Consider the following 13,149-nt stretch of genomic DNA (forward strand, 5'->3'; position numbering starts at 1 on the left):
GGCACCGGAGGTGTTCGTGCCAGCCTTCTCCGCTTGGCCGGCTGCGCTCGCCCGACCAGCTCCGCCGGCCAAGCTACTCGTGGCGGAGCGGCCCACCGTGCACTAACTTCACCCTTGGACCACCTCGCGGGGGCCGATCAACCCGCGTTTCGACGACGATGGCGGAACGTGCCCTGTGCCCGAGTTGCCTGATCCAAGGCAGTTACTGATTTGGCGTGCGCTCCTGTCGAAGAGGTAAGCGGATCTCGAAGGCATCGAAGGAGCAGTTTCGAAAACTCGATCCGCTCCACCACATGCCAGAACCACACATATCCGGTCCTACGACTTCGTCGAGCATCGTACGCACAGGGGTCGCAAGCACCGAACGCTGAACGTGGCGGCGGGCCCAAGGATCGCGCAGCGCGCCCACCCGCAGGCGCCTGCTCAACCGGATCACTCGCAAGCTCCAGGCGGTAGACGTGATCGACGTGCTCTCGGACTTGTTCGGTTTAGATTGGGCACCCCATCAAATCCGCCCGGGCAACGGGCTGGAATTGATCGACAAAGCGGTTCAGGACTGGATCGCAGCGGTCGGCTCGCGGGCAGCCTGCATCGAGTCGGGCGGTCCCTGGGAAAACGGCTATTGCGAAAGCTCCAACGCGAAGCTCCGCGACGAGTGCCTGAACGGCGAGGTGATCTTCGCCACAGCGTCGCGACCGACCTGCGCGAGCTCGGAAATACGGATCGGGAGATCGCCGATATCTTGGGCCAACGCACGGCCTACGCGACGCCGACGTACCACCGACATGAAACGGTCGAACGCACGCGTGATCGGCGATCTGCACGGGGAAGACCGTTCCGAAGAAAAGTCAAACCTGCCGCCGTAGGCGCTCGTCGTTGAAGCTAAGTCGTTGAAAATTCATTGGCTGGGGGACCTGGATTCGAACCAGGACCAGAGGAGTCAGAGTCCACCGTTCTACCGTTAAACTATCCCCCACCGAAGGGACGGGTACCGCTCGCGATCCGGGCACGGCTGGAAGCCGGCGACCGCTCGGAAGGGGTCCGTCGTTCGGGAGCGCTTCCGTTAAGGGGAAAGCGCGGATCGGTCAACAGGCTTTGCCCGCGCCGGCGCATTTCCGGGCCGGCCCGGCGCTTCCGGAACGCCCGGGCGCATCGGCCGGAGTCTGGTCCCCGCGGAGGCCGCGACGGACGCCGCCTGGCCGACCCTCGCCGCGGCGGCCCGAGGTTCGCGCCGTAAAACCCACAACCCTTTGGATTTGTAGGCCGGACCTCGCGTCCTGCGTTGCGTTCGCGTGCACGTTCGACAATATTCCAACGCTCGGGCAGGGGCCCGAGACTTCGGGCCGCAGAACCCGCGACGGTGCCTCAAGGCACCGCGACACAAAAAACGCCCGGATCGGGACACGGAGGAAACAGCCATGACACTGACGACGCGCGCGTTCGTCGGCGCCCTGCTCGGCGCGACGGCACTGGCCACGCTCGGCGCCCTGCCGTCCCAGGCCGCGGACCCGATCAAGATCGGCGTCACCGGCCCCTATACCGGCGGCTCCTCCGCCATGGGGGTGTCGATGCGCGACGGCGCACGGCTGGCGGCCGCCGAGATCAACAAGGCCGGCGGCGTGCTCGGGCGTCAGATCCAGCTCGTCGAGCGCGACGACGAGGCCAAGAACGAGGTCGGCGCCCAGGTGGCGCAGGAGCTCATCAGCAAGGAGAAGGTCGTCGCGACGCTGGGCTTCATCAACACCGGCGTGGCATTGGCCGCGCAGCGCTTCTACCAGGAAGCCGAGATCCCGGTGTTCAACAACGTCGCCACCGGCACCGTCATCACCAACCAGTTCAAGGCGCCGGACTACGACAGCAACTACGTCTTCCGGAACTCGGCCTACGACGTGCTGCAGGCCGGCATGATGGTCGACGAGGCCGTCGCGCAGGGCCACAAGAAGATCGCCATCCTCGCCGACTCGACCAATTACGGCCAGCTCGGCCGCGAGGACATCGAGAAGTACCTTGGCACCAAGGGCGTGAAGCCGGTGGTGGTCGAGAAGTTCAACATCAAGGACGTCGACATGACGGCCCAGCTGCTGAAGGCCCAGCAGGCCGGCGCCGACGTGATCCTGGCCTACGGCATCGGGCCGGAGCTGGCGCAGATCGCCAACGGCATGGCCAAGCTCGGCTGGAAGGTGCCGATGATCACCTCGTGGCCGGCCTCGATGCAGAGCTTCATCGACATCGCCGGCGCCAACGGCAACGGCGTGGTGATGCCGCAGACCTTCATCGAGGACAAGACGCTGCCGAAGCGCAAGGCCTTCCTGGAGGACTACTACAAGACCTACGGCGTGACCAAGATCCCGACCCCGGTCGCCGGCGCGCAGGGCTACGACTCGGTGTTCCTGATCGCCGCCGCGATCAAGCAGGCCGGCTCGACCGACGGGCCGAAGATCCGCGAGGCGCTCGAGAACCTCAAGGAGAAGGTCGAGGGCGTGGTGACGACCTACGACAAGCCCTTCACCGCCGCCGACCACAACGCGATCTCGCGCAACATGGTCGTGTTCGGGAAGGTGCAGGACGGCAAGATCGTCTACGCCAAGGACACGGACGCCAAGAACGCCGGCGTGGTGCGCGTCAAGGAAAAGACCTCCAACTGACGATTTTCGTCGATCGGGCGGGATGATCCACCGCCGCCGGAACGCTTATCGAGCGTCCGGCGGCGCGCGAGGTCCCGCAACCGCCCGCGTGCCGGGGCGGCACGGCCGGCCCGACGCCGTCCGGTCGCCCGTCGCGCGGCCCGATCCCGAGCGGGACGGGAGCCCGCGCCTCGACGGATCCAGTCGGGACCGGACGTCATGAACGACCAAACCCTCACGCACGGGCGCCGGTGACACGATGACCATCTTCCTGCAGCTCGTCGCGTCCGGCGTCGCGGTCGGCATGATCTACGCCGCCATCGCCTTCGGCTACCAGCTCACCTTCGCCACCTCGAAGACGCTGAACTTCGGGCAGGGCGAGGCGCTGGCGCTGGGCGCCCTGTTCGGCCTGACGCTGGCGCCGTTCACCGGCTACTGGCTGATGATCCCGCTGGTGCTGGTCTTCGGCTTCGCGCTGGGCGCCGTGGTCGAGCGCCTCGGCGTGCGCCCGGCTGTGAAGATCAAGTCCGAGTACGGGTGGATCATGGCCACCATCGCGCTCGGGATCATCTTTCGCAATCTCGCCGAGAACATCTGGGGCCGCGACGACCTGAAGTTCCCGTCGCCGCTGCCCGAGGAGGCGCTGCAGCTCGGCGGCATCCGCATGCTGCCGATGGAGCTGCTGATCATCGCCGGGGCGTTGCTGATGATGCTCGCGGTCGAGATCTTCAATCGCAAGTCGATCTGGGGCAAGGCGGTGATCGCCACCTCGAACGACATCGATGCCGCCGGCCTGATGGGCATCAACACCAAGCGCGTCATCACCCTGTCCTACTCGATCAGCGCGATGACGGCGGCGTTCGCCGGCGTGCTCGTCGCCCCGGTCACGCTGACGGGCGCCACGATGGGCGCGGTGCTGGCGCTGAAGGCCTTCGCGGTGGCGATCATCGGCGGCCTCGAATCCGGCCTCGGCGTCATCGTCGGCGGGCTGATCCTCGGCATCGCCGAGACGCTGACCGGCTTCTACATCTCCACCGGCTACAAGGACGTGCCGGGCCTGATCCTGCTCCTCGTCGTGCTGTCGATCCGCCCCGTGGGGCTGTTCGGCAAGGCCGTGATCAAGAAAGTCTGAGCCGATGGCGCACTCCACCTTCGCGCCGGCCGCCGCCCCGGCGCCCTCGGCCTCCGCCGGTCTCGGCCGGCATATCGGCGCGGCGGGCGCGGTGCTGCTCGTGGTGTTCCTCGCCGCCTTCCCGCACGTGGTCACCAGCAGCTACTACATCCACCTCCTCCTGGTGATCGCGATCTACGCGATCCTGATCCTCGGGCTCGACATCGTCGTCGGCTATACCGGCCAGGTCAGCCTCGGCCATGCCGGGCTGTTCGGCGTCGGCGCCTACGCGGCGGCCGTGCTGTTCCTGCACTTCAAGCTCGGGATCTGGTGGGGCCTGCTCGCCGGGATCGGCGTCACCTCCGCCTTCGGCCTGCTGCTCGCGGTGCCGGCGCTGCGGGTCACCGGCCCGTACCTCGCGATGGTGACGCTGGCCTTCGGCACCATCGTGCAGATCTTCATCAACGAGCTGACCCCGATCACCAACGGGCCGCTCGGCATCACCCTGCCGCCGGCCCGCGTCATCGACTTCGCGAGCTTCGGCATCAGCCCGCCCTGGGGCGCGGCCGGCCGCAAGCTCGAGTTCTACTACCTCGTCTGCGCCTGCCTCCTGCTGACGATCGTGGTGGTGAACCGCATCGTGCGCTCGCCGTTCGGGCGCGCCTTCGAGGCGCTGCGCGACTCGCCGATCGCCTGCGACTGCATGGGCGTCAGCGTCTACCGCTACAAGGTCTACGCCTTCGTGGTCTCAGCGGCGCTGGCGGGGCTCGCGGGCGCGCTGTTCGCCTGGTCGGAGCGCTACGTCGCCCCGAATTCCTACGGCTTCGAACTCACCGTGCTGTTCCTGCTCGCGGTGACGATGGGCGGCCGGAAGTCGCGGGCCGGCCCGCTGATCGGCTCGGCGATCATCGTGATGATGCCCAACATCCTGGCCGACATCGACCTCGTGCGGATCATGGCCGGCCTCATCGCCGCCGTGGCGCTCGTCGTCGGCATCCAGGCCTTCCTGCGCCGGCGCGAGAACCGCTTCGCGATCCTCGTGCCGGTGGTGCTCTGCATCCTGTTCCTGCCCGCGACGCTGGCGCTGCAATCGGTCACCGACTTCCGGCTCAGCGTGTTCGGCCTGCTGATTCTGTTCGTGGTCTACTACCTGCCCGATGGCATCGTCGGCTTCCTGCGCGAGAAGATCCCGGCGCTCCGCCCGGCCCACACGGCGGAGGGCAAGGCGCTCTCGGCCGACGGCGACGCGCTGATCGCGCAGCGCGGCAAGGCCGCCGGCACCGAGCCGCTGCTGCAGGTCGAGCAGGCGCTGATGCAGTTCGGCGGCCTGAAGGCGCTGGCCGGCGTCGACCTGTCGGTGAGGCCGGGCACGATCCACGGGCTCATCGGCCCGAACGGCTCGGGCAAGAGCACGATGATGAACGTGCTCACCGGCATCTACAAACCCACCGCCGGCGCGGTGACGCTGGCCGCCGCCGGCAGCGCGCCGAAGCGCCTCGACGGGCGCACGCCCTCTGAGATCGCGCTCGCCGGCGTCGCCCGCACCTTCCAGAACGTGCAGCTCTTCCGCGAGATGACGGCCCTGGAGAACGTGCTCGTCGGCCTGCACCACGCCTTCCACGGCACCATCGTCGACGCGATCCTCGGCACGCCGCGGCGCCGCCGCGAGGAGCGCGAGGCCCGCGCCCGGGCGATGGCGATCCTCGACTTCATGGGCCTGTCGAGCCTCGCCCAGGTGGAGGCCCGCAACCTGCCCTACGGCAAGCAGCGCCTCCTGGAGATCGGCCGCGCGCTGGCGCTCGACCCCGTGCTGCTGCTGCTGGACGAGCCGGCCGCCGGCCTGACCGCGCCCGACATCGCGGACCTGACCGCGATCATCCGCAAGATCCGCGACGCGGGCATCACCGTGATCCTGATCGAGCACCACATGGACGTGGTGATGGGGCTGTGCGACCGGGTCAGCGTGCTCGATTTCGGGCACAAGATCGCCGAGGGCGGGGCCCGCGAGGTGCAGGCCGACCCGAAGGTGATCGAGGCCTATCTCGGCGCCCCCGACGACATGGGCGGCTCGGCCGCTCCGGAGCCAGCCCATGCTTGAGGTCGCCAACCTGTCGGCCGGGTACGGCCAGATCGAGGTCCTGCACGGGCTCTCGTTCCAGGTGCCGAAGGGCAAGGTCGTGACGCTGATCGGCTCCAACGGGGCCGGCAAGACCACGACGATGCGGGCCCTCTCGGGGATGATCCAGCCGCGCGCCGGCTCGATCCGGCTCGCCGGGCGTGAGATCTCGGGGCTCGACAGCCACGACGTGGCCCGCGCCGGCCTCGCCCACTCGCCGGAGGGGCGGCGGGTGTTCCCGACCCTGTCGGTGGAGGACAACCTGACGCTCGGCGCCTTCCCGCGGCTGACCGGCTCGCGCCCCAAGGGCGACGTTTCCGCCGACCGCGAGCGCGCCTACGCGCTGTTCCCGCGCCTCAAGGAGCGCCGGCTGCAGCTCGCCGGCACGCTCTCGGGCGGCGAGCAGCAGATGCTCGCCATGGGTCGCGCCCTGATGCTGCGCCCCGACATCCTGCTGCTGGACGAGCCGTCGATGGGGCTGGCCCCGAAGCTCGTCGAGGAGGTGTTCCGCATCATCCGCCAGCTCAAGGAGGAGCAGGTGACGATGCTGCTCGTCGAGCAGTTCGCCATGGCGGCGCTCGGGGTGGCCGACTACGCCTACGTCCTCGAGAACGGCCGCATCCGCTTCCAGGGGCCGGCGGCCCGGCTCAAGAGTGATCCGGCGGTGCGCGCGGCCTATCTCGGCGGCGACCACTGACCGCGGGTCTTCGCGGCGCCGCTTGGCAATCCGGGGCGCGAGCCCCTACCTGACGCCGAGCGACACCCGGAGACACCCTTGGCACACGACGATTCAGGCCCGGCCCAGATGCACGCCACCACCATCCTGATGGTGCGCAAGGGGGGCCGCGTCGTCATCGGCGGCGACGGCCAGGTCAGCCTCGGCCAGACCATCGTCAAGGGCAATGCCCGGAAGGTCCGGAAGCTCGCCAAGGGCGCGGTGATCGGCGGGTTCGCCGGCGCGACGGCCGACGCCTTCACCCTGTTCGAGCGCCTGGAGGCCAAGCTCGAGCAGTATCCCGGGCAGCTCACCCGCGCCTGCGTCGAGCTGACCAAGGACTGGCGCACCGACCGCTATCTCCGCCGCCTGGAAGCGATGATGCTGGTGGCCGACAAGGACGTCAGCCTGCTGCTGTCGGGCGCGGGCGACGTGCTCGAGCCGGAGGGCGGGGTGATGGCGATCGGCTCCGGCGGCAACTACGCGCTGTCGGCCGCGCGCGCCCTGGAGGACACCGACCTCGACGCCGAGGCGATCGTGCGCAAGGCCATGCGGATCGCCGCCGAGATCTGCGTCTACACCAACGAGAGCCTCGTCCTCGAGGCTCTCGACGCGGGCTAGGTCCGGCCCTCACCGGCTCCGTCCCGACGGCCCTGGGGCCGCCGGGAGGCTGCGCGACCGCTACTTGTCGAAGCTGTAATCGAGGTCGATGCCGTCCTTGCCGTCGTCGCTGGCCTTGAAGGTCATCTTCATGCGCGTCTCGGTCGTGCCCGTGTCCTGAGTCTCGTCCCAGACCGAGGTGTAGCGGCAGGTCATCCGCTTGGCCTTGCGATCCTCGAAGACCGTCTCGGGCTCGACCAGCGCCTTGAGCCGGCGCTTGCCGTCCTTGAAGTCGGGGGCGCCGTTGACCGAAGCCATCAGATCCGTGCGCACCGCGTCCTGCGCGCAGAGCCCACCCGCAGGCGAGGGCGGAGCCGCCGCGACGACCGGGGCGGGAGCGGGCGTCGACGGCGCGGGCGCGGCGGCCGTCGGAGCCGAGGGGACGGCCGCGGCGGCGGGGGCCGCCGCCACCGTGAACGGCCGCTCGATCTGGGTCGTGCGGTCGCTGAACTTGTCGCGCAGCGTGAAGGCGAGGACGTACTCGCCCGAGTCGACGCCGGTGATGCCCAGTGTGAAGTGGAAGGAGAACTTCGGGGAGCCGTCCAGCAGGGCGTCCTTCCCGGCGGTGAACTCCCGGTCGATCACGGCCTTCTGGCCGGCGAGGATCGCGCCGCCCCTGGTCTGCAGCGCGTAGTCGACGACCAAGCCGAACCGCACGTCGCCGCCGGCGACCGGCACCAGCGTCTCGCCGATCGGCTCCATGTAGGTGATGACCTTCTCGCTCGGCAGGAAGGGGCTCGCGGCGCGCGGGTCGGCGTCGCCGAAGCCGTCCGAGGGCCGCGTGACGAACAGCACGCGCCGGACCCCGAGGGTCTGGGTGGCGGCCGGCGCTGCGGCAGGGGGTGCTTGAGCGGGGGCTTGAGCGGGCGCTTGGGGCGCCGCCGCGGCGGCCCCCGGCGGCGGCTTGACCGCCTCGGGCGCGGTGGCTTCCGTCTTGCCCGTCCCGGCCTTGCCGGACGGGACGGCGGCACCGGACCAGAACCCGCCGCCTCCGCCGCCGGCCGGGACCGTCACGCTCTTCATGATCGCGTCCAGGGCGGTCCCGCTGGTCTGGCGGTCGTCCACGGAGCCCCACACGGTCAGCAGGACCACCCGGTTCCGGCTCGCGTCGAGGGTGACGAAGTCGATGATCGCCTTGCCGTTCTTGTCCGTCGCCTGGTAGCGCTGCACCTGGCCCGGGGTGCCGTTGAAGTCGATGGTCTGCTCGGTCGGCTTGCCGACGAGCTTGACCTTGTTCTTGGTCAGGTAGGCCTTGCTGTCCTTGATCAGCGCGTCGAGGCGCGCCTTGCTGTCGGTGGCGATGTTGACCACGATGTCGCCGTCGGCCGAGACGGAGGCGATCTCGGTCTCGTAGACGCTGGTGTCCCAGTCGTCCGGCATCGTCGCGGTGACGGCGGGTTCCTTCGCCGGCAGGACGATATCCTTGCCGCAAGCCGGCGCGGCCAGCCCGGCGAGCAGGGCGGCCCCCACGATCCATCGCTTCATCTGACGTCCCCCGAACCGGGCTCGATCATCGATCCCGGCAGGGTCCACTCATCCGGGCTGACGAAGGAACGGTCAAGGTTATGCCCGCCGGGTCCGCGGGTTTATGCTGTCGTTCTCGCAGCTTCGACCGCAGGGTGGCGAAGCATCGAGGATGTCGGCTTCGCGCCCCGAGGCCGTGCAGGGGTGAGCGGGTTGCAAGCTTAACGGGTCCTTGACAACCTCTGGGTAGGTTCGACCACGCAAGCACGGGGCGTGGACGCGATGACGATCGGCGGCAAACTCATCGGACTGGTCGGCGCCTCCAGCCTCGTGACCCTCGTGGTCGCGGGCGTCGGGCTCGACACCCTGCGGACCTTCAACGCGTCGGTCGGGGCCGCGCGGAACGCCACCGAGAACGCGCTGTTCGCGGCCGAGCTCACCCGGCTCACCACCGACACCGCACTCGAATCCCGCGGCATCTACGCCGCCGCCAGCACGCAGGCCGCGCGGACCTACGCCGGCGGCATCGTCCGCGATCTCTCGGCGATCGATGCGCTGCTGACCGAGTGGCTCCCGGCGGTGCCGGCGGAGGACCGGGCGCTGTTCGACCGCGTGGCGAAGGACGCCGCGGATTTCCGACGGCACCGCACCGAGACGGCCCGTCTCGGCACCGAGGTCTCGCCGAAGGCCGCCGCCGAGCAGGGCTTCACCGAGGAGAACCGCAACAACCGCATCGCCTTCCAGGCCGGGATCGAGGCCCTCGTGATGCGCAACCGCGACCGCATCGAGAGCCTGAACGCCGGTGCCGACGCGCTCTACACGGGGCGCCTGCGCCTGCTCCTGGCGCTGGCCTTCGGTGGCGCCCTCGGCGGCCTGCTCATCGGCGGGCTGTTCGGCCATCGCATGATCGCGAGGCCGCTGCGGGCCGTGTCGACCGCGATCCGCCGCCTCGCGGAGGGCGACCGCGACCTGCCGATGGTGAAGCCCTCGCGCGACGAGATCGGCGCGATCTGGGCGAGCATGCGCACCTTCGCCGACGCGATGGGCGAGGCGGACGCCCTGCGCCGCAGCCAGGCCCAGGCCGGCCTGGAAGCCGGCGCCGTCAAGCGCGCCGAGATGGACACCCTCGCCGACCGATTCCAGGGCAGCGTCGGCGGCCTCGTCGGCCACCTGGCCGCGTCCGCCGGGACGATGGAGGAGACGGCCCGCGCGATGGCGCGCAACGCCGAGCGCACCAGCCTGCAGTCGCAGGCCGTCATGGACGCCGCCGGCGCGGCCTCGATGAACGTCCAGGCGGTGGCGGCCGCCACCGAGGAGCTGGCCGCGACCGCCAACGAGATCGGCGCGCAGGTCTCGCAGACCTCGGTCGCCGCCGCCGGCGCCGTCGAGAACGCGCGACGCACCGAGCAGTCCGTGCAGCGGCTCGCCCGCAGTGCCGCCAGCATCGGCGAGGTCGTCTCGCTGATCTCGGGCATCGCCGGCCAGACCAACCTGCTGGCGCTCAACGCCACGATCGAGGCGGCGCGGGCCGGCGAGGCGGGACGCGGCTTCGCGGTGGTGGCCGCCGAGGTGAAGAGCCTCGCCGGCCAGACCGCGCTGGCGACCGACCGGATCACCGCCGAGATCGCCACGATCCGCGAGGCCACCGCCGACGCGGTGGCGGCGATCGAGGAGATCGGCGGCACCATCGGCTCGGTCCACGAGATCGCGATGGGCGTCTCCGCGGCGGTGGAGGAACAGCAGCTCGCCACCCAGGAGATCGCCCGCAGCGTGAGCGACGCCGCCGAGGGCACCCGGGCGGTGAGCGAGACCATGGCCGAGGTCCAGGCCGCCGCCCTGCAGGCGGGCGCCGCCGCGGCGCAGGTGCTGGCCGCGGCCGGCGAGCTCGCGCGCCGCTCCGAGGGCCTCGGCGGCGAGGTCGCCGGCTTCGTCGGCGAGATCCGCGCCGCCTGACGCCGGCCGGGGGATCGCACGCCGGATCGGCCGCGCGTTCGGCCGCGCGTTCGACCCTGGTAAGCGTCCCGCTTCGCGCTTAGATCGGGGCGATGCGACGTCCCTCCCCGTGCCCGCCGGCCCTCCGGTGATCGACCCCGCGCTCCTGTCGCGCGCGGTCGCCCGCGGCATCCTCACCGCCGCGCAGGTGGAGGCCCTGGACCGGCTGGCCCGCGAGGAGGCGGTGCCGGTGCCCGAGCGCGTGGACGACGACGAGCGCCTGCGCTTCATCACCGGCTTCGCCGACATCTTCGTCACCCTCGGCATCGGCCTGTTCCTGGGCGCGGCCTGGCTCCTGGCCGGCGACACCCTCGGCGAGACGGGCAGCCGGGTGCTCGTCGCGGCCCTGGCCTGGGCGCTCGCGGAGTTCTTCACCCGCCGCCGCAGGATGGCGCTGCCGAGCATCGCCCTGCTGGCGATCTTCGCGGTCGAGTCCTTCCTGGCGCTCGCGTCGATGGCCGGCCTCGCGATCGGCTGGGGCAGCGCCCTGCCGGGACCGAGCGGATCGGGCGCGCCGGCACCGCTTCCCTATGCCGGGGCGGCGCTCGCGACCCTGGCGCTCTGCGCCCTGCATTACCGGCGCTTTGCCGTGCCGATCACCATCGCGGCGGGCGCAGCCGCGCTCGCCGGCACGCTGCTCGCGCTGGCCTTCGCCCTCGTCCCGACCCTCGATGCCGGCGCCTTCAGCGCGCTGCTGGTCACGGCGGGCCTCGCCGTCTTCGCGCTGGCGATGCGTTTCGACCTCGGCGACCGCCAGCGCCAGACCCGGCGCACGGACATCGCGTTCTGGCTGCACCTGCTCGCCGCCCCGCTGATCGTGCATCCGATGCTCGCCACGGTCCTCCGGAACGGCGAGGCGCCGTCGACGGTCTCGGCGATCCTGGTGCTCGGCGTGGTGCTGCTGCTGGCGCTGGTGGCGCTGGTCACCGACCGGCGCGCCATCCTCGTGGCCGGCCTGACCTATGCCGGGATCGCGTTCGGAACCCTGATCCGCGACGCCGGCTTCAGCAACCGGGCCGCCCCCTTGAGCTTCCTGGCGCTCGGCGCCTTCGTCCTGCTGCTCAGCGCCGGCTGGCACGCGATGCGGGGCGTCGTCCTGCGCGGCCTGCCCGCGCGCCTGGCAGACCGGCTGCCGCACCCGATCGGAGCCCGATGACCACGTTTTCCCCCCGCGAGATCGTCTCGGAACTCGACCGCTTCATCGTCGGCCAGCACGACGCCAAGCGTGCCGTCGCCATCGCGCTGCGCAACCGCTGGCGCCGGCAGCAGCTCACCGGGCCGCTGCGCGAGGAGGTCGCGCCGAAGAACATCCTGATGATCGGCCCGACCGGCTGCGGCAAGACCGAGATCGCCCGCCGGCTCGCGCGGCTCGCCGGCGCGCCGTTCCTCAAGATCGAGGCGACCAAGTTCACCGAGGTCGGCTATGTCGGCCGCGACGTCGAGCAGATCGTGCGCGACCTCGTCGAGGTGGCGATCGGGCTCGTGCGCGAGGAGAAGCGCAAGGCGGTCAAGGCCAAGGCGGAGGCGGCGGCCGAGAACCGCATCCTCGACGCCCTGGTCGGCCCGACCGCGAGCCAGCCGACGCGCGACAGCTTCCGCAAGAAGCTGCGCGACAGCCAGCTCGACGACAAGGAGGTCGAGATCGAGCTCGCCGGCAATCCGTCCTCCGGCCTGCCGATGTTCGAGATCCCCGGGATGCCGGGCGCCTCCATGGGCGCGGTCAACCTCGGCGACATGTTCGGCAAGGCGTTCGGCGCCGCCAAGGGCAAGCCGCGCCGGATGAGCGTGCGCGACGCCTATGCGCCCCTGCTCGCCGAGGAATCCGACAAGCTCGTCGACGACGACGCGCTGATCCGCGAGGCGATCCGCGAGGTCGAGGACAACGGCATCGTCTTCCTCGACGAGATCGACAAGATCTGCGCCCGCGAGGGGCGGTCCTCGGCCGACGTCTCCCGCGAGGGCGTGCAGCGCGACCTGCTGCCGCTGATCGAGGGCACGACGGTGACGACGAAGCACGGCCCGGTGAAGACCGACCACGTGCTGTTCATCGCCTCGGGCGCCTTCCACGTCTCGAAGCCCGCCGACCTGCTGCCGGAGCTGCAGGGACGCCTGCCGATCCGCGTCGAGCTGCAGCCGCTCACCGTCGAGGACTTCAAGCAGATCCTGACCTCCACCGAGGCGAGCCTGCTCAAGCAGACGGTGGCGCTGATGCAGACGGAAGGCGTGACGCTGGCCTTCTCGGACGACGCGGTGGACGCGCTGGCCCGCGTCGCGGTGGAGGTGAACGGCTCGGTCGAGAACATCGGCGCGCGGCGTCTCTCGACCGTGCTCGAGCGCGTCATCGACGAGGTCTCGTTCACTGCCACCGACCGCTCGGGCGAGACGGTGGCGATCGACGCGGCCTATGTCCGCGACCGGGTCGAGAGCCTGGCGGCCAACGCCGACCTCAGCCGGTTCATCCTGTAGC

9 protein-coding genes, 1 tRNA gene and 1 pseudogene are annotated in these 13,149 nt (G+C 70.5%); 9 read left to right on the forward strand and 2 right to left on the reverse strand.

The features are described 5' to 3' along the window. Window positions 1-298 precede the first annotated feature (298 nt). Window positions 299-680: pseudogene (locus MKK60_RS20440) on the forward strand (integrase core domain-containing protein); the annotation flags it as partial. Window positions 681-902: 222 nt separating this feature from the next. On the opposite strand, the gene MKK60_RS20445 reads toward MKK60_RS20440, so the two are convergent. Further along, a tRNA-Gln gene (locus MKK60_RS20445) sits at window positions 903-976 on the reverse strand. 442 nt (window positions 977-1,418) lie between these two features. On the opposite strand from MKK60_RS20445, the gene MKK60_RS20450 reads away from it, so the two are divergent. The 5 genes from MKK60_RS20450 (at window position 1,419) to hslV (ending at window position 7,187) form a co-directional block, all read left to right on the forward strand. Further along, the gene (locus MKK60_RS20450; RefSeq protein ID WP_147727533.1) at window positions 1,419-2,645 is read left to right on the forward strand and encodes an ABC transporter substrate-binding protein; all 1,227 of its coding nucleotides are present in this window, start codon (window positions 1,419-1,421) and stop codon (window positions 2,643-2,645) included. A gap of 238 nt (window positions 2,646-2,883) precedes the next feature. Continuing rightward, the gene (locus MKK60_RS20455; RefSeq protein ID WP_147728683.1) at window positions 2,884-3,756 is read left to right on the forward strand and encodes a branched-chain amino acid ABC transporter permease; all 873 of its coding nucleotides are present in this window, start codon (window positions 2,884-2,886) and stop codon (window positions 3,754-3,756) included. Window positions 3,757-3,760: 4 nt separating this feature from the next. Next, window positions 3,761-5,833: an ABC transporter permease subunit gene (locus MKK60_RS20460; protein ID WP_147728684.1), complete on the forward strand. Its 2,073-nt coding sequence runs from the start codon at window positions 3,761-3,763 to the stop codon at window positions 5,831-5,833. Next, on the forward strand, window positions 5,826-6,548 hold the full coding sequence (locus MKK60_RS20465; RefSeq protein ID WP_147728685.1) for an ABC transporter ATP-binding protein: 723 nt from the start codon (window positions 5,826-5,828) through the stop codon (window positions 6,546-6,548). Before MKK60_RS20460 ends, MKK60_RS20465 begins: the two co-directional genes overlap by 8 nt. 108 nt (window positions 6,549-6,656) lie before the next feature. After that, window positions 6,657-7,187 carry an ATP-dependent protease subunit HslV gene (gene hslV, locus MKK60_RS20470; RefSeq protein ID WP_147844277.1) on the forward strand — a complete coding sequence of 177 codons (531 nt, stop codon included), beginning with the start codon at window positions 6,657-6,659 and terminating at the stop codon, window positions 7,185-7,187. 60 nt (window positions 7,188-7,247) lie between these two features. Here the strand turns inward: hslV and MKK60_RS20475 are convergent, their stop codons facing one another. Continuing rightward, window positions 7,248-8,711 (reverse strand): hypothetical protein, encoded by a 1,464-nt coding sequence (locus tag MKK60_RS20475; RefSeq protein WP_243988378.1) that lies wholly within the window; start codon window positions 8,709-8,711, stop codon window positions 7,248-7,250. 261 nt (window positions 8,712-8,972) lie between these two features. Here MKK60_RS20475 and MKK60_RS20480 point away from each other — a divergent pair, with 261 nt between their 5' ends. The 3 genes from MKK60_RS20480 to hslU all read left to right on the forward strand — a co-directional run bounded on the left by MKK60_RS20480 (window position 8,973) and on the right by hslU (window position 13,148). Then, window positions 8,973-10,643, forward strand: coding sequence for a methyl-accepting chemotaxis protein (locus MKK60_RS20480; protein ID WP_147859931.1), 1,671 nt, complete (start codon window positions 8,973-8,975; stop codon window positions 10,641-10,643). A 109-nt stretch (window positions 10,644-10,752) separates the two neighbouring features. After that, entirely contained in the window at window positions 10,753-11,838 is a 1,086-nt protein-coding gene (locus MKK60_RS20485) for a hypothetical protein (RefSeq protein ID WP_243988379.1), read from the forward strand. Continuing rightward, a complete protein-coding gene (hslU, locus tag MKK60_RS20490; RefSeq protein ID WP_147843262.1) occupies window positions 11,835-13,148 on the forward strand; it encodes an ATP-dependent protease ATPase subunit HslU in 1,314 nt (437 codons plus the stop codon). Before MKK60_RS20485 ends, hslU begins: the two co-directional genes overlap by 4 nt. The last annotated feature ends 1 nt before the right edge of the window (window position 13,149 follow it).

The sequence above is a fragment of the Methylobacterium sp. J-092 genome, assembly GCF_022829325.1.
Classification (GTDB): domain Bacteria; phylum Pseudomonadota; class Alphaproteobacteria; order Rhizobiales; family Beijerinckiaceae; genus Methylobacterium.